The organism is Kribbella aluminosa (assembly GCF_017876295.1).
GTDB classification, from domain to species: domain Bacteria; phylum Actinomycetota; class Actinomycetes; order Propionibacteriales; family Kribbellaceae; genus Kribbella; species Kribbella aluminosa.
Window position 1 is genome coordinate 1,946,102 of the sequence record NZ_JAGINT010000002.1, and the last position, 15,312, is coordinate 1,961,413.

Consider the following 15,312-nt stretch of genomic DNA (forward strand, 5'->3'; position numbering starts at 1 on the left):
GGGGAGCAGGCGGGGTGCTACCTGGGCGGGGGAGCATGCGGGGTGCTACCTGGGGAAGCGGGGGAACGGGTGGGGTGGTGCGACCTGGGGAAGCGGGGAACAGGTGGGTACTGCCTGGAACGGGCTGACAGGTGAGCAGCTACCCGTGGAAGAGCTGACGAACGTGCAGGCTCAGCCGGCCAGCCGACCGCGGCCCTGCCGGGACAACCTGCTTCTTCCCGCGCGGTGGTAGCTGGAGGGCCGGGGCGGGTGGCGCGACGGTCAGGTTGTTGCGAACGATGGAGGCCCGGTGCTGGGGTCGTTCGCCGGGTTTCCATCCCAGACCGCAAACCGTGCAGCCTCGGCATAGGTAGCGGCATCCGCACGCCACCGACTCGCCCGCTCGCGCGCCACGACCGTCTTGGACGAGACCGTCTCGGCCCGAGCCGTCTCGGCCTGAGCCGTCTCGGCCTGAGCCGTCTCGGACAGGGTCGAGTCGGGCTGGGCGTTCCCGGACAGAGCTGTCCCCGGCGAGGATGCCTCAAGCGGGGCTGTCTCGGGCAGGGCTGATTCGGGCAGGGCTGATTCGGGCAGGGCTGTCCTCGGCAGGGCCGGGGTGGCGTGAGCTGGTTCGCTCCAGGGGACATCTGCTGGGGTTGTCGTTCGTGGTGGGCTTTCCGCCGCGAACGGCTCACCCCACGGGTCAGCCTTCGGGGGCGAGGTTTGCGTAGACCCGTTGAGTGAGGCTTCGGGGCGTGCGGGACTCGCACCCGGTACGTCGGATGGTCCGAGTGGTTGGGCTGGACGACCGGATGCACCGGATGCACCGGATGCACCGGCTGGACCGGCTGAACCGGCTGCACCGGCTGGTCTGGTTGGGCCAGCTGGTCGGGGTGGTTGGGGTGGTTGCTGGTGGAGGGGTGGTGGGTTGGCCCAGGTGGGGCGGGCGACGTGGACTTGGCCGTGGGTGATGGTGATGGTCCAGCGGCCTTTGTGCAGGTCGGTGTGGTGCCGGCGACAGAGCAGCACGAGATTGTTCAGGGCTGTCGGACCGCCGTCGATCCAGGAGGCCAGATGGTGTGCGTCGCACATTACTGGGGGTGCGGCGCAGACGACGCAGCCGCGGTCGCGGGTGTTCAGGGCGCGGCGGATGGGTTTGGTGACGAGGCGTTCGGAGCGGCCGACGTCGAGGGGTTCGGAGTTCGAGCCGAGGACGATCGGGAGGATGTTGGCGTCGCAGGCGAGGCGGCGGATGGTGGCGGCGGACAGGCCGTTGCTGTAGACGGTGTGGCCGATGGTGTCGGCGGTGGCGGCTTTGAGGTCCTGCAGGTCGATGGTGACGGTGATGTTCGCCTTCGCCCCGTACCCCGGTACCGGTGCACCCCGTCCGGAGCCTCCGGCCGTACGAGTCTGCCCGCGTGGTGCGACATCCGCAGCCGGGCCGGTGGCGGGGGCGGCGCCTCGTGGGCTGGCCGCCGAGCTGCCCGGCGGGCTCGTCGGTACGTCGGCCGGCCAGTTGCTCGGTGCGCCGACCGGTCGGGTGGCCGGTGGGATGGTCGGGGCGTTGCCCGCTGGGTCGGCGGGCGAGCTGCCCGGCAGGCTCGCCCGTACGTCGGCCGGCGAGCTGGCCGGTGGGGTTGTTGGTGGGGTGGGCGGTGCGCTGCCCGGTGGGGTGGGCGGTGTGCTGGTCGGCGGAGTGGCTGGTGGGGTTGCTGTGTTGGTGTCCCAGGTGGTGGCGGCGATGGTTAGGGCGGTGGACAGGGCGTCGGCTTGGCGTTTGTCGTGGGAGCGTGGGTCTGGTTCGCCGTCGATGGTTTTGTGGGGGCGGGCGCCGGCGTGGACGATGGCGCGGAGGAGTTCGGCGTTGTCGTTGGCCAGGTAGCCTTTGAACTTCACGCCGCGGTCGGCTGAGGTCAGTGTCAGTGACTCGCGGGCGGCGGCTTTGTGTTCTTCGGGCTCGGGGCCGTCGGAGTCGAGCAGGTCGCAGACGTCTCGGGCGGCGGCGCGGAGTTCTGCGGGTGACAGGTGGGCTGCGAGGGCGACGAACTGTTCCTCGACGATGTCCAGGTCCTTGACCGGTACCCGGGGACGGACCCGTTCGAGCTCGGACACGATCGCGGCCGCCTGCGCGGTCCGCAACAGCCGCACACCCCCTACACCACGCACACCAGGCACACCACGTGGCACGCCATCGGCCGGCACGCCATCGGGCCTGCCGGCCCGGGCGTCGTTCCCGGTGCCCGCAGCGTCCCCGGTGTCCGGGGTGACGGTGCCGTCAGCCTCGCCGGTGCGGCTGCCCTCGCCGGCGCCATTGCCCTCGCCGGCGTCGGTGTTCGTGTCGGTGTTGGTATCGGGGTCGGTGTCGGTGTCGGTGTCGGGGTTGGTGGGGAGTTGGATGCCGTTGGTGAGTGCGGTGGCTATCGCGTTGTATTTGGGGAGGGCTTTGGCCAGGCGGACGTCGCGCCAGACTTCGGCGCGGTCTCGGCGGTGGCGTTTGGAGACCAGTTCGACGGCGTCGCGGGCGCCGAGTTCCTGGGCCTGGCCGGTGTCCTCGACGCGGGCGATCAGCTGTAGCCGGACCTCTTCGAGATAGGTGATCGTGGCGTCGACCGTGTCGAGGGCAGGCAGCACCTCGCCGTCGCTCAGCGACACCACCGATCGCCCGTCGAGAACATCCATGCCCACAACGGTACCCGCGGCCTCCGACAGTTTTCAAAACCGGAATCGCCTTGTTTTCAAGGGACATTCGGGATCTGAGGTTATCCACAAGCCCGAACTGATACATGAACCCTGTGGATCTTGCCTAAGGCAACCATATGGATTCGCACGGGCGTCCGGGCCAGAAGCGCTGGTTTGCCGTCGGGTGGTTAGCAGCCGACGCGGGCGCGGCCCGCGACTGCCTTGTAGGTGCAGGTGTCGAAGGTTTTGCCTGCTGGGGTTTGGAAGCGGGCGGTGTCGCCGGTGTTGTTCCAGACGTACCAGCTTTGGTTCCAGTACAGGGTGAGGGCGCGGTTGCGGTTCTTGCCGGTGCGGACGATCACCGTCGAGCGGCCTGGCAGGACGTAGCCGCGTGGGAAGACGAACACGTGGTTCGCAGTGTCCAGTACGCGGAAACCGGACAGGTTGATCGGGCGTGAGCTGATGTTCCGGACCGTGAAGAACTCGTTGTTGATCTGGGCGTTGGTACGGGTGTCGGCGCCTGGCGGGTCGTACTGGATCCCGCCCAGGACCGCGGTGATCGCCGCGTCGGCCGTCAGTGGTGCGAGTACCGCAGTACCGGCAATGACCACGGCGGCCGTGGCGGCGGAGAAGAGCGCGCGAAAACGTTTTACGAACACAGGAAATATCCCCCTTGGCAGTGGGCCGATGTCCCCCCGGCCCGGTGTACTCAAGCTGCCGGTTCCCCCCGGCGGTCGCACGCTAGCGTCACGCTCCGTACCCGTCAAGCTCTCAAGCAACCGTTTTCGGAACGCCGTGTTCGAGCATTTCCACGCGGTCCTCCAGGCCGGCCTCCCGGAACGCCGCGAGGAACTGCTCCGGGCCTTCGCTGAAGTGGGTCCAGCCCTCCGTGTGTACAGGCACGATGGTCGCGTCGCCGAGGATGCGAGCAGCGTCGACCGAGTCCTCCGACGTGAGCGTCAGGTTGTCCCCGTTGAGCAACCCGGTACGGGCCGCGCCGGCGAACAGAACCGCGACGTCGATCGGCGCGAACCGGTCCGCGATCTCCTTCACATGGCCGAGCGACGCGTTGTCGCCGGAGACGTAGACCGTCGGCAATCCCTCGCCCTGCAAGACGAATCCGGTGACGAACCCGACGACCGCCTCGGCGCCCTCCGGGCCGTGCAGTGCCGGTACGCCGGTCACCGTGACCACGCCACCGTCCGGTCGGGGAAGTTCGATCGCCTCCCAGTTCTCCAGGCCGCGAACCCCCTCGATGCGCAGCGCCGCTCCGGGCGTCGAGAGGACCGTCGGGACCGACTGCAGCAGCGCACGGCCGGCGTCGTCGAGGTTGTCCTTGTGTTCGTCGTGCGAGAGCAGTACGACGTCGACCGGGCCGAGCTCCGCGGCCGGGATCGCCGGGCCGGTCAGCTTGGTCATCACCCGGCCCGGGAGCTGGTAGTCGCGCGGCTCGTCGAAGGCCGGGTCGGTCAGGAACGTGATGCCGCCGAGGTTCAGGACGGCGGTCGGGCCGCCGATGTGCGTGATCTCCATGGCCACGATCCTCCGCGACGCGGACCGTTCGTACCATTGGCCCGAGAGCCATAGTTGCCGAAGATCGGGCCATCCGGGTAATACTGGGCTCATGCGTACTGTCGCGGTTCTCGCGTACCCCGGGATGAGCCCGTTCCACCTGTCCGTGCCGTGCCTGGTCCTCGGCGAGCGGCGCGGCCTGCCGGACCGGTACGACGTACAGGTCTGCGCTGAGCAGCCGGGCTCGTTCCCGACCAGCGCCGGGTTCGGGATCACGGTGGATCACGGGCTCGACGTGCTGGAGCGGGCCGACGTCGTCGTGCTGCCCAGCTGGGAGCCCGGGCTGGTCGCGTCCGACGTACTGCTGGCGGCGATCCGACGGGCGCACGCGCGTGGTGCGACCGTGGTCGGGCTGTGTGTCGGCGCATTCCTGGTCGCGGAAAGCGGTATCGCGGAAGGGCGTGAGGTGGTGACGCACTGGCGGTTCGCCGACGAGCTGCGGTCGCGGTACCCGGCGTTGAAGGTCCGGGCGGATGCGCTGTGGTCGGATCAGGGTGACCTGGTCACATCGGCCGGTACTGCGGCGTCGCTGGACTGCTGCCTGCACCTGGTGCGGACGCACCACGGGTTCGAGATCGCGGAACAGGTCGCCCGGGACATCGTGGTCGCGCCGCACCGGAGCGGTTCGCAGGCGCAGTACATCCCGGTCCCGGTGCCGCCGGACCCGGCCGACGACGTGATCGAGAAGGCGATGGTGTGGGCGCGGACGCGGCTCGACCAGCCGGTCACGCTCGACGAATGGGCCGGGGCGGTGGCGTTGTCGCGGCGTACGTTCACGCGGCAGTTCCGGGCGCGGACCGGGAGTTCGGGGCAGGCATGGTTGTTGCGGCAACGGCTCGACCGGGCGCGATTGTTGCTGGAGACAACCGATCTGCCGGTGGAGCGGGTCGCGGCGGAAAGCGGGTTCGGCAGCAGCGACGCGCTCCGGCACCACTTCCACACTGTGCTCGGTACGACGCCGCAACGGCATCGGCAGGAGTTCTACAGCAGCACGAGCAGGATGTAGACCACCGGCGCCGCGAACGTGATCAGCAGGATCCAGGCCATCATCCGGTGCCCGGGCTTACCGCGGTCGAGGGACGAGGCGAAGTACAGCACGGCGCCTTCCTCGGTATGCCGGCTGAGCCCGATCTTGCGGGCCTCGTCCGGCCGCGGATCCGGTCGCTCCTCGGCCAGCGCATCCGGATGAATCCCGTAGTGCGCCGGCCCGGCCGGATCCACGTCATCACGCTCGAAGAACATCCAGCCTCCCGCAGGTTGGTGGACCAGGTCGCCCAACCATGGTCGCACCAACCGGCAAGAAGAGTGCCGAACTACTACGAGAACTTCGCCACCCACGCGTTGCGGTCGGTGGAGCCGAGGCACCCGATGATGATCGGAATCGTGCACCGTTGGGCGGTGCCGAAGCCGACGCCGAGCGTCGTCAGGCCGCAGTTCAGAACGGTGCTGCTGCTGCTGCTGCTCGACATCAGCTTGTTGTAGGCCTGCTGCGCGGTCATCTTGTCGCCGCCGGCGCCTGCCTGCGAGTCCGAGCTGGAGTTCATGCCGCTGCCGGACGTTGCCCGGCTGTCTGCCGTCGACCTTGCGCCGCCGGTCAAGCTCGGGTCCTGCTTCAGACTCGCGCAGCCGTTGTTAACCCGAGCGTTGTCGATCAGATCGAACAGCTGCTTCTCGTTCGGCTGCATGCGGCCGTCGACCGGTGGCGGGGTGGTCGTCGGGGGTGGGGTGGTGGGGGTCGGCTTGGTGGTGGTGGTGATGGTGCGGCCGGGGGACGTTGGGTGCGCGGTGGGTTTGGTTGACGTCGGGGGTGGGCCGGACGTCGGGGTGCCGGTCGGGACCTTGGTGGGGGAGTCCGTCGGCGTGTCGGTCGGGGTGTCCGTCGGGCTGTTCGTCGGTGTGGCGGAGGGGGTGTTCGTGGGGGTCGCGGAGGGGGTGGCCGTTGGGGTTGCCGTCGGGGTGACCGTGACGCGTGCTGACGGGGTTGCGACGGCTGCCTTGGTGGAGGGGGTGATGTACGTGTCGTCGGTGCGGGTCACCATCGGCACTGAGGCGTCTGCCGGGTCGTTCTGGGGCTGGTGCAGGAGGATCCAGGAGATCGGGGTGATTACCAGGAGTACGGAAGCCACCGCGATCGCCGCTCGCCGTCCGCGGGAAGCCCGCCCTACCCGGCCGGCGCTTCGGCGGCCCGGTCCCGAACCTCCGGGGCCGGGGCTGCCGGGGCCGGAGCCGCCGGGGCCGGAGCTGCCGGGGCCGGAGCTGCCGGGACCCGAGCTGCTGGGGCCGGAGTTGCCGGGGCCGGAGCCGGAAGGGCCGGTTCCGGATCCACCGGCGCCGGAACCGCCACGGCCGCCGGCGGCTGCTACGTGCTCGCCGTCAGCTGCGTACGCTCCCGCACCGGTCAGCCCGCTCGCCGCGAACGCACCAGCACCTGCCGCGACGCCGTACTCACCGGAGGCGCCGGTACGTCCAGCACTCGATGCTGCGCCGTACCCGCCCGCGGCGCCGGTACGTCCAGCACTCGACGCTGCGCCGTACCCGCTCGCTGCCTCAGTACTTCCAGCAGCAGCGGCTGAACCGTACTCGGTGGCTGGTCTCGTGCGCCCGGCGCTCTGCGACGTGCGGGTACCAGCTGCATCTGTCGGCGGGCTGTAGTTGCTGGTCGCGGCGGAGGCGTCGGTGCCTGTGATCGCGCCGTACTCGCCAGATGGCGTGCTGTGGCCGGTGGAGGCCGCGCCAGTTGCTGCGCCGTACTCGGGGGTTGCTGTTATGCCGTCAGTTGGTGGGTTGTAGGTCCGGTCTGTGGTGTTTGACCCGGCGGCTGAGCCTGCGGCGGCCAGGCTGCCTGCGGCGGAGCCGGCTGCTGCTAGGCCTGCGGCTGCGCTGGTGTCGGATGCGCGGCGGGGGTTTGTGGCTGGGGTGGGGGTGTCGGTGGTGTTGCTCGTGCTGGCGGCCAGGCGGTCGGTTGAGGCTGTGCCGAACCAGGTGTCGGGTTCGCCGCTGGTTGTTGAGCCTGTTGGGGTGGCTGCTGGGCCCAGTGAGGCCCAGTCGTCGGCTGCTCGGCGGGAGGACCAGGTACCTGCGGCCTCACCGAGGGAGGCGCCGGCCACGCCTGCGGCGCCGGACTCGCCACGAGCGGCTGACCCACCACCTGCGGAGGACCCACCACCTGCTGCGGACGCGGATCCGCCAATGGCGGCGGACGTCGACCCACGAGCGCCGGACGCGGACCCACCAGCAGAACCGGACCCACCAGCGGACGCGGACCCACCAGCGGACGCGGACCCACCAGCGATCGCGGACCCACCAGCGGACGCGGACCCACCAGTGGGCGCGGGGTCTGGGGTTGGGGAGAGGGACTGGTTGACCCAGGAGGGGGTGCTGCGGGTTGGGTGGGGAGTCTCGGGGGTTGCTACCTCGGGAGTTGTGTAGCTGGGTAGTGCGCCGCGGGGTGCGTACTGGGGTGTGGCGGGGCGGGACTGGTTGCTGCCGGCCCAGAAGGGGGACTCGGTGCCGCCCTTGGGTGCGTTGGCCCAGAAGGGGGACTCGTCGCTCGAGCGCGGTGCGTACCGCGGTGGTTCGGGCGGGGTGGATTCCGCGGGCGGAGTAGGACGGTTGCCGGAGCGCGACGAGCGGGCCGCTCGGGTCGCCTTCCGTCGTGGTTTGTACCGGCCGTTGCCGGACTCGGACATTATTTCGTTGTTCCCTTCAAAGTCGCGCCCCCAGGACGTGCCTCATCAACGAGACGAGCCTCACCAGCCGCCTCTCCGGAGCCCCCCAGGAACGTCCGGCAACATGACAAGGACGGATCTACCCGCCGCGACCGGCCGCCAAGCGGCCGGACATTGTGGCTCTGGGACAACATTCCAGCCACACTCGGTGCTCTCGAAACAATGACATCCACGATGACATCCACGGGCGGCCTCAGCTTCGCCCGAAGTCCTGGACCCAGCTGCCCGGTCCGTAGTCGGAGCGCACCTGGCCCGGGTCGTAGCCGACGCCGATCGAGGTGAACCGGCAGTTCAGGATGTTCTTGCGGTGCCCGTCGCTCTGCATCCAGGCGGCGACCACCTTCTGCGCGGTGTCGTACCCGGCCGCGATGTTCTCGCCCCACGTCGACCCGCGGTACCCGGCGGCCGTCATCCGGTCGCCCGGGCCCTGGCCGTCGGGGTTGGTGTGGTCCATGTAGTGCCGGCGGACCATGTCCGACGCATGCTTGCCGGCCGCCTCGACGAGTGCGCTGTCCAGCTTCAGCGGGCCGCAGCCCTGCTGCTGGCGGATCTGGTTCGTGTAGTCGAGGACCTGCCGTTCCTGCGCGTTCGTCCCGCCGCCGCTGACCGGCGGCTGCGGGGTGTCGCTCGGCGTCGGCTGGGTCGTCCGGGTCTTCGTCGGCGTACTCGACGGCTTCCCGGTCGGCGTCGTACGCACGCTCGGCTTCGGTCGCCCGGTGGCAACGCCGGTACTGCGTGGCGCGGTCGGCGACACGATCACGGTGGTGACCCCGACCGTGGGCGTGGCCGGCGTCGTCAAGGAACTGGTCGGCGAACCACTCGGCGTACTCGAGGTGTCGGACGACGGTGAAGCGGGTGCCGAGCCGACGGCTGCCGGACCGACGACGGCGGTCGAGGTCACGCCGTTCGGCAAGGTCTTCGTGATCGTGATCAGCGGCCCGGCGGTCGTACCCTCGACCGTCGCGCTGTCGTCGACGGGGCTGTTCTCGACGACGCTCACGACCCGCTCGGCGCCGTCGGTACGGGCGTTGCCGTGCGACATCAGCCAGACCACCGGGCCGATCGCGACCAGGACCGAGAGCGCGCTGACAGCCGGGCCGACCAGACCGCGGCTCCGCCGGGGAGCTCTTCTACTGCCGCGGTGCTGCCGGGGGGTAGGCGAATCCGTCATGGGGTGGGCGAATCCTCTTCGTTTCTTCGTGATACCGAAACAGCGCGTCGTTCCCCGTGGTACAGCCAGGTCCCCCCTGGTCACCGAACAGCGACCTTAACCGACGCGCGAGGTCATCGTTACGTGGACGTGAACCCTCTTAACAATTCCTGAAGAAAACGATTGACTGAAAGCTGCCCACCGGCCGGTGTCAACCGCCGAAGTCCTGTACCCAGCTCCCGTTGCCCCACTGCGGTTTCACCTGGCCGGGGTCGTACCCGATGCCGATCAGCGAGTATCCGCAGTTCAGGATGTTCGCCCGGTGCCCGGGGCTGTTCATCCAGCCTTTCATGACCGCCGCCGGACTGGTGTACCCGACCGCGATGTTCTCGGCCATCGAGCCGCCGCCGAACCCGGCCGCCTTCATCCGGTCGAACGGGCTCCGGCCGTCGAGGCTGTCGTGAGCGAAGAAGTGCTCGTCGACCATGTCGGTCGCATGTGCCTGGGCCGCCTTCGTCAGCGACTTGCTGGTCTTCAGCGGACCGCAGCCGGCCTTCGCGCGTTCCTGGTTGGTGAGCCCGAGCACCTGCTGCTCGGCGGACCCGTTCCCCTCGACCTTCGGCGGCTTCGTGCTCTTCGTTTTCGTCGGCGTGGGAGTCGGCGTGGGAGTCGGCGTTCGAGTCGGTGTTCGAGTCGGCGTACGAGTGGTCGTGGGCGTCGACGTGGGACTCGGAGAAGGAGCAGAAGTACGAGAAGTACGAGTCGTAGTAGGCGTGCGAGGGGTCGCAGTAGTACGCGTGGTTGGACGAGTCGGCGTACTTGTGGGTGTCATGCTTGGCGGGGTCACGCTGTACGCCGGCTTGGCGGATGTTCGCGTAGACGCCGTCGACGCGACCGGGTTCTCCTGGCCGGCCGGCCGCGGAGTACCGGACTGCCGCATGACGAACCACCCGACACCCGCGAGCAGGATCAGCGCCGACAACGATGCGAGCAGCGGACCGGCCACACCGTTACCCGGTGACCGCCTGTGGTTCGTCATGCTGAGCAGCCTTGCCCAGGTCAGCGGGTGCCAACTCGCAGCAGCACAAGCACTTCACGAAGCTCTGACGATGGCAATCGTTTGAAAGATCGCCCGAACGATCACCGCGAGCGGGCGATCACGATGTCCGCGATCACCTTCCAGCCCAGGCTTCGGTACAGCCGGAGGCCGTCGATGGAGGCGATCAGGATGCCGCGCTTGGCGCCCTTCGCCGCGGCCGCCTCGACCAGGGACGCCATCACCGCGCTGCCGAGTCCACGCCGCCGGTGCGCCGGGTCGGTCTCGATCCGGTCCGCGACCGCGTCCTCGCCGACCACGGCCATCCGGCCGCTGGACACCACGCCGCCGTGCAACGTGGCGCGGGTGATGATGAGGTCGTCCTCGAGTTCGGCGTGCAACGCGTAGCGCTCGTGCAGTTTCAGGGCCGGCTGCTCGGACAGCTGGATCGTCATCAGCCAGTCCTGGTCCTGCTGAACCTCGAGACCAAGATCCTCGAGCTGCTCGATCCGGGCCTCCTTGTCGTCGGTGGCCAGCGTGATCCAGCCCGAGCCGCGTCCACCACCGTCGGCGAACGCCAGCTGGGCGGCGCGTTCCACCCGTTCCGGTTTACCGTCGGCATCCAGTACGACGTACTCGGTCGGCCGGCTCTCCTCACCTGCCCGGACGATCAGAATGCCGTTGTTGTCGTCCTCAACCGTGGTCCAGCCCCTCGAGACGGACCACCCGGCCTGCCAACGGCGGACGAGTTCCTCACGATCTATCACCCGTCGATTCAAGCAGCCCGGCCGCGCAACGGCGAGGGGAACCGGTGTCGGATGACACCAACTGGCCGTAAATCCCTGCCTGCGCTCGGTGACCAATACTCCCGCGACCGAACCCGGGTCAACCCCTCAGCGTTCACCCGCCGAGCAGGTCGTCGGAGAGCAGATCGGTGGCGAGCAGGTCGTAGGTGAGCAGGTTGTCGTAGCTGCCGTCCCGGCGCGGGTCGGCGCGGCGTTCGTCGCCGACCTTGGTGAATCCGTTGACCTCGGCAACGTGCGCGGACGCGGTGTTCACGTCGGCGCACCTCACCACCAGCCGGTGCCGGCCCAGCCCGCCGTCCTCGACCGGCCGGAACGCGTGCGCGATCGCCAGTTGTACGGCGGTCGTCATCACCTTGCGGCCGCGCGCCTCCGGGTGCATCCAGTACCCGATCTCGCCGCGCGTGCCGTCCAGCCGGCTGCTCATCCCGAAGACACTCACGTTCCCCAGCAGTTCGTCGGTCTCGGCGTCGGCGATCGCCCACGACACGGCATCACCGCTCGCGGCCGCATCCGCCCGGCTGCTGATGAATTCCTTGGCGCCGTCGAGGTCGTACGGCGACGGCATCCCCGCCAACCAGTGCTGCGTCCGTTCGTCGTTGCACGCCTCCATCACCCGCTGCGCATCCGACTCGCGCAACGGCCGCAGGCGAATCCCCTCGCCCTCCACGACAGGCACCGTCCACCAGGTGCCCTTCGGTTCGAGCTCGTCGTCGCGGCCGACCGTGGCGACCCACTCGTCCTTCCGTACGCCGCGCGACCGCCCGCCGTCCGGGATCGTCACCAGCCCGTGGAAGCCGGCCTTCCAGGCCACCCGGCGGCTCGCGAAGTTCCCGACGTACGCGCGCCAGATCACCCGATTCCAGTCCAGTACGTCGAACGCGTACCGCACCACCAGCCGCAGCGCCCGCGTCATCACCCCGTTGCCGCGGACCTCCGGCGACACCGCGAAGCCGACCTCGCCGACCCCGCCCTCACCGTCGCGCAGGTCGACGGTGCCGGCGTACTCCCCGGCGTACTCGATCGCCCACGCCCACGAGGTGTTCGCCCGCCAGCCGGCCGGGATCACCTCGGTGAGGTAACCGACGGCGTGCTCGTGCAGGTACGGGACCGGGATGGTGGTCCACTTCTGCATCACCGGGTCCTGGCACATCCGGTACGCCGGCTCCACGTCGGCGGCGATGTGCGCACGCAGGGTCACCACGTCGTCGGTCAGCACCGGTACGTCTTCAGGGAATCGCATGCTCCAGGGTGACGCGCTGCCACCGGTCGGGCAACAGATTTCCCTGCCGGCGGGGCTATTCTGTGGTCGTGAACGCAGCCGGAGCAGAACCGCCCCGCGGCCGCGGTGGCCAGTTGGCCGCCCAGCGGCAGGCCACGATCGTTGCCGAGGTCAACAGCCGGGGCGCGATCACGGTGGCCGAACTGGTCGACCGGTTCGGCGTCTCGGACATGACGATCCGCCGCGACCTGGACGCGCTGGACTCCAGCGGCCTGCTGCACAAGGTGCACGGCGGCGCCACGTCGGTCGGCCTGCGCAGTGCGCACGAGCCGGGGTTCGACGCCAAACTGACGCAGGAGTCCGCGGCCAAGCAGGCGATCGCGGCCGAGGCCGCCACCCGGGTGCAGCCGGACAGCGCGATCGGCATCGGCGCCGGTACGACGACGTACGCGCTGGCCCGGCAGCTGTTGCGGGTGGAGAACTTGACAGTTGTCACGAACTCGGCGCGGATCGCGGACGTGTTCCACGGCAACAGCCGTTCGGATCGCACGGTCGTCCTGATCGGCGGGATCCGGACGCCGTCCGACGCGCTGGTCGGCCCGATCGCCACCGCGGCGCTCGCGTCGCTGCACCTGGACCTGCTGTTCCTCGGTGCGCACGGTGTCGACGCCGAGCACGGGCTCAGCACGCCGAACCTGATGGAGGCCGAGACCAACCGGTCGTTCATCGCCGCGAGCCGTGAGGTGGTCGTGGTCGCGGACCACACCAAGTGGGGGACCGTCGGCCTGAGCACGTTCGCGACCTGGTCCGACCTGGACGTGATCGTCACCGACGACGGACTCTCGACAGCCGCCCGCAAGGCGATGCGCGACACGGGATGCGAGCTGGTGATTGCTAGCTGACCCTGGAAGCACCCGCCGACGGGGTCGCGGCGAGCGAGCTCGGCGCCGTGAAACCGTGTTCCGCAAAGGCTTTCTCGATCGCGGACAGCACGGCGTCCGCCGCCGACGCCTCCACGAGCGCGATGATGCAGCCGCCGAATCCGCCGCCGGTCATCCGGGCACCGAGCGCACCGGCCTCCAGCGCGGTGTCGACCGCGACGTCCAGCTCCGGAACGGTGATCTCGAAGTCGTCCCGCAGCGACACGTGCGACGCGGTGAAGAGCGGCCCGACCTCGCGGAGCTTCCCGGCCCGCATCAGTGCGACCGCGTCCTCGACCCGCCGGATCTCCGTCACCACGTGCCGGACCCGCCGCCGTACGACGTCGTCCGGCAACCGCCCCAGCGCGTCGTCGAGGTCCTCGACCGCGATCGAGCGCAGCGCCGGTACGCCGAGCTCGGCCGCCGCCTGCTCGCAGCTCTTCCGGCGCGCGGCGTACTCGCCGTCGACGTGCCGGTGCGGCGCCTTCACGTCGACGACCAGCAGCGCCAGGTCGTCGGCGGACGGGTCGAACGGGATCTGGTCGGTGGACATCGCGCGGATGTCGAAGTACAGCGCGTGTCCTGCCGAGCAGCACATCGACGCCATCTGGTCCATCAGCCCGACCGGCGCACCGACGTACTGGTTCTCGGCCCGCTGGGCGAGCCGCGCGACCTCGGCGGGATCGACCTCGAGCTCACGCAGGCCGAGCAGCGCGACCAGCGTCGCGCAGAGCAGCGCCGCGGACGAGGACAGACCGGCGCCGGACGGGATGTCGGACTCGAACCGCAGGTTCGCGCCGCCGATCGGGTAGCCGGACTCCCGCAGGATCCAGGCCGCACCGGCCGGGTACGCCGCCCAGTCGCCGACCGATTCCGGGGCCAGCTCATCGATCGCGAACTCGGTGACCCCCTTTTGCCCGGCGGAGGCGACCGCGATCCGGCCGTCGTCGCGCCTCGAGGCGGTGACCACGATCCGGTTCGGCAGCGCGATCGGCAGCACCAGCCCGTCGTTGTAGTCGGTGTGCTCGCCGATCAGGTTCACCCGCCCCGGTGCCCGCCAGCGGCCGTCGGGCGCCGTACCGAAAACGGTTTCAAAAGAAGAGCTCACGAGCCAACCTTCCGCAAAGTCTCGGCCACGTCCTCGGGCCGGGTGTCGCTGATGAACGCGCCCATACCGGACTCGGAGCCGGCCAGGTACTTGATCTTGTCCTTGGCCCGCCGGATCGACAACACCTCCAGGTGCAGGTAGCCGAGCTCGCGGTCGACCCGGACCGGGGCCTGGTGCCAGGCGGCGATGTACGGCAGCGGCTCGCCGTACAGACCGTCGAGGCGCTGCAGGACCTCCAGGTACAGCTCGGCGAAGTCGTCGCGCTCACCGACCGACAGCTCGTCGATCCCGCCGACCTGGCGGTGCGGGTACAGGTGCACCTCGACCGGCCAGCGGGCGGCCTCCGGGACGAACGCGGTCCAGTTGCCGTTCTCCCCGATCACCCGGGTGCCGTCCTTGCGTTCCGCGGCCAGGACGTCGGCGAACAGGTTGCTGCCGGCAACCTCCTGGTGCTTGCGGGCCTGCGCCAGCAGCGTACGCATCCGCGGCGGGACGAACGGGTACGCGTAGAGCTGGCCGTGCGGGTGGTTCAGCGTGACGCCGATCTCCCGGCCCCGGTTCTCGAACGGGAACACCAGCTCGACGTCGTCCCGGGCGCTGAGCTCGGCGGTCCGGTCGGCCCAGGTGTCGACGACCAGCCGCGCCTGGCCCTGCGACAGGCCGGTGAACGAGCCGTTGTGGTCACTGGTGAAGCACACGACCTCGGTCCGGCCGGGGCCTGCGAAGGACGGGAACCGGTTCTCGAAGACGGCGACGTTGTAGTCGTGGTCCGGGATCTCGGTCGGGTTGCCCGGCTTGCTCGGGCACAGCGGGCACTGGTCCGCCGGCGGCAGGTAGGTCCGCGTGTTGCGGTGCGTGGCGTAGGTGATCACGTCGCCGGTCAACGGGTCCGTGCGCAGCTCCACCTGCGGCTGTGGGGCGGCCAGGCCGCGGGTGTCCTCGAGCGGCACCCGGACCGGCGCGTCGGCCGGGTCGTAGTAGATCAGCTCGCGGCCGTCCGACAGCGTGGTGTCGGTACGGCGTACACCGCGGGGTGTGTTCATCGTGTGACCTTCCCGGCCGTACGACGCGTCCGGCCAGGAATCATCGTAAACCAACAAACTCGAACACGCATG

General features: G+C 69.6%; 14 protein-coding genes. 2 read left to right on the forward strand and 12 right to left on the reverse strand.

Features of this window, described 5'->3' with window-relative positions; translation table 11 throughout:
* Window positions 1–261: 261 nt before the first annotated feature.
* The 3 genes from JOF29_RS30620 to JOF29_RS30630 all read right to left on the reverse strand — a co-directional run bounded on the left by JOF29_RS30620 (window position 262) and on the right by JOF29_RS30630 (window position 4,191).
* On the reverse strand, window positions 262–2,658 hold the full coding sequence (locus JOF29_RS30620; protein WP_209697872.1) for an HNH endonuclease signature motif containing protein: 2,397 nt from the start codon (window positions 2,656–2,658) through the stop codon (window positions 262–264).
* Between the two features lie 188 nt (window positions 2,659–2,846).
* Complete coding sequence (locus JOF29_RS30625; protein WP_209697873.1) at window positions 2,847–3,317, reverse strand: lamin tail domain-containing protein; 471 nt, start codon at window positions 3,315–3,317, stop codon at window positions 2,847–2,849.
* Between the two features lie 112 nt (window positions 3,318–3,429).
* A complete protein-coding gene (locus JOF29_RS30630) occupies window positions 3,430–4,191 on the reverse strand; it encodes an MBL fold metallo-hydrolase (protein ID WP_209697874.1) in 762 nt (253 codons plus the stop codon).
* A gap of 91 nt (window positions 4,192–4,282) precedes the next feature.
* Between JOF29_RS30630 and JOF29_RS30635 the strand changes: the two genes are divergently transcribed.
* The gene (locus JOF29_RS30635) at window positions 4,283–5,236 is read left to right on the forward strand and encodes a GlxA family transcriptional regulator (RefSeq protein WP_209697875.1); all 954 of its coding nucleotides are present in this window, start codon (window positions 4,283–4,285) and stop codon (window positions 5,234–5,236) included.
* Here the strand turns inward: JOF29_RS30635 and JOF29_RS30640 are convergent.
* The 7 genes from JOF29_RS30640 to JOF29_RS30670 all read right to left on the reverse strand — a co-directional run bounded on the left by JOF29_RS30640 (window position 5,212) and on the right by JOF29_RS30670 (window position 12,190).
* A complete protein-coding gene (locus tag JOF29_RS30640; protein WP_209697876.1) occupies window positions 5,212–5,472 on the reverse strand; it encodes a hypothetical protein in 261 nt (86 codons plus the stop codon). The two genes, JOF29_RS30635 and JOF29_RS30640, sit on opposite strands and share 25 nt — an antisense overlap.
* Before the next feature lie 74 nt (window positions 5,473–5,546).
* Complete coding sequence (locus tag JOF29_RS30645) at window positions 5,547–6,356, reverse strand: spore germination YkwD domain-containing protein (RefSeq protein WP_307863770.1); 810 nt, start codon at window positions 6,354–6,356, stop codon at window positions 5,547–5,549.
* Window positions 6,357–6,628: 272 nt separating this feature from the next.
* Window positions 6,629–6,865 carry a hypothetical protein gene (locus tag JOF29_RS30650; RefSeq protein ID WP_209700307.1) on the reverse strand — a complete coding sequence of 79 codons (237 nt, stop codon included), beginning with the start codon at window positions 6,863–6,865 and terminating at the stop codon, window positions 6,629–6,631.
* Window positions 6,866–8,151: 1,286 nt separating this feature from the next.
* Window positions 8,152–9,129, reverse strand: a complete 978-nt coding sequence (locus tag JOF29_RS30655) for a CAP domain-containing protein (RefSeq protein ID WP_209697877.1) — start codon at window positions 9,127–9,129, stop codon at window positions 8,152–8,154.
* A 190-nt stretch (window positions 9,130–9,319) separates the two neighbouring features.
* Window positions 9,320–10,147, reverse strand: coding sequence for a CAP domain-containing protein (locus tag JOF29_RS30660; protein WP_209697878.1), 828 nt, complete (start codon window positions 10,145–10,147; stop codon window positions 9,320–9,322).
* A gap of 101 nt (window positions 10,148–10,248) precedes the next feature.
* The gene (locus JOF29_RS30665; RefSeq protein ID WP_209697879.1) at window positions 10,249–10,911 is read right to left on the reverse strand and encodes a GNAT family N-acetyltransferase; all 663 of its coding nucleotides are present in this window, start codon (window positions 10,909–10,911) and stop codon (window positions 10,249–10,251) included.
* Between the two features lie 133 nt (window positions 10,912–11,044).
* Window positions 11,045–12,190, reverse strand: a complete 1,146-nt coding sequence (locus JOF29_RS30670) for a GNAT family N-acetyltransferase (RefSeq protein ID WP_209697880.1) — start codon at window positions 12,188–12,190, stop codon at window positions 11,045–11,047.
* 68 nt (window positions 12,191–12,258) lie between these two features.
* Between JOF29_RS30670 and JOF29_RS30675 the strand changes: the two genes are divergently transcribed.
* Complete coding sequence (locus JOF29_RS30675; protein ID WP_209697881.1) at window positions 12,259–13,071, forward strand: DeoR/GlpR family DNA-binding transcription regulator; 813 nt, start codon at window positions 12,259–12,261, stop codon at window positions 13,069–13,071.
* Here the strand turns inward: JOF29_RS30675 and galK are convergent.
* Together galK and galT are read right to left on the reverse strand one after the other, a co-directional pair.
* Window positions 13,064–14,197, reverse strand: a complete 1,134-nt coding sequence (gene galK, locus JOF29_RS30680; RefSeq protein WP_209697882.1) for a galactokinase — start codon at window positions 14,195–14,197, stop codon at window positions 13,064–13,066. The genes JOF29_RS30675 and galK overlap by 8 nt on opposite strands.
* Window positions 14,194–15,240, reverse strand: coding sequence for a galactose-1-phosphate uridylyltransferase (gene galT, locus JOF29_RS30685; protein WP_209697883.1), 1,047 nt, complete (start codon window positions 15,238–15,240; stop codon window positions 14,194–14,196). The genes galK and galT overlap by 4 nt, the downstream gene beginning before the upstream one ends.
* Window positions 15,241–15,312 lie beyond the last annotated feature (72 nt).

Coding starts and splice junctions, on each gene's coding strand:
- JOF29_RS30620 (WP_209697872.1), bottom strand. CDS start 2,658: ATGGATGTTCTCGACGGGCGATCGGTGGTGTCGCTGAGCGACGGCGAG.
- JOF29_RS30630 (WP_209697874.1), bottom strand. CDS start 4,191: ATGGAGATCACGCACATCGGCGGCCCGACCGCCGTCCTGAACCTCGGC.
- JOF29_RS30635 (WP_209697875.1), top strand. CDS start 4,283: ATGCGTACTGTCGCGGTTCTCGCGTACCCCGGGATGAGCCCGTTCCAC.
- JOF29_RS30640 (WP_209697876.1), bottom strand. CDS start 5,472: ATGTTCTTCGAGCGTGATGACGTGGATCCGGCCGGGCCGGCGCACTAC.
- JOF29_RS30650 (WP_209700307.1), bottom strand. CDS start 6,865: ATGCAGCTGGTACCCGCACGTCGCAGAGCGCCGGGCGCACGAGACCAG.
- JOF29_RS30655 (WP_209697877.1), bottom strand. CDS start 9,129: ATGACGGATTCGCCTACCCCCCGGCAGCACCGCGGCAGTAGAAGAGCT.
- JOF29_RS30660 (WP_209697878.1), bottom strand. CDS start 10,147: ATGACGAACCACAGGCGGTCACCGGGTAACGGTGTGGCCGGTCCGCTG.
- JOF29_RS30670 (WP_209697880.1), bottom strand. CDS start 12,190: ATGCGATTCCCTGAAGACGTACCGGTGCTGACCGACGACGTGGTGACC.
- galT (WP_209697883.1), bottom strand. CDS start 15,240: ATGAACACACCCCGCGGTGTACGCCGTACCGACACCACGCTGTCGGAC.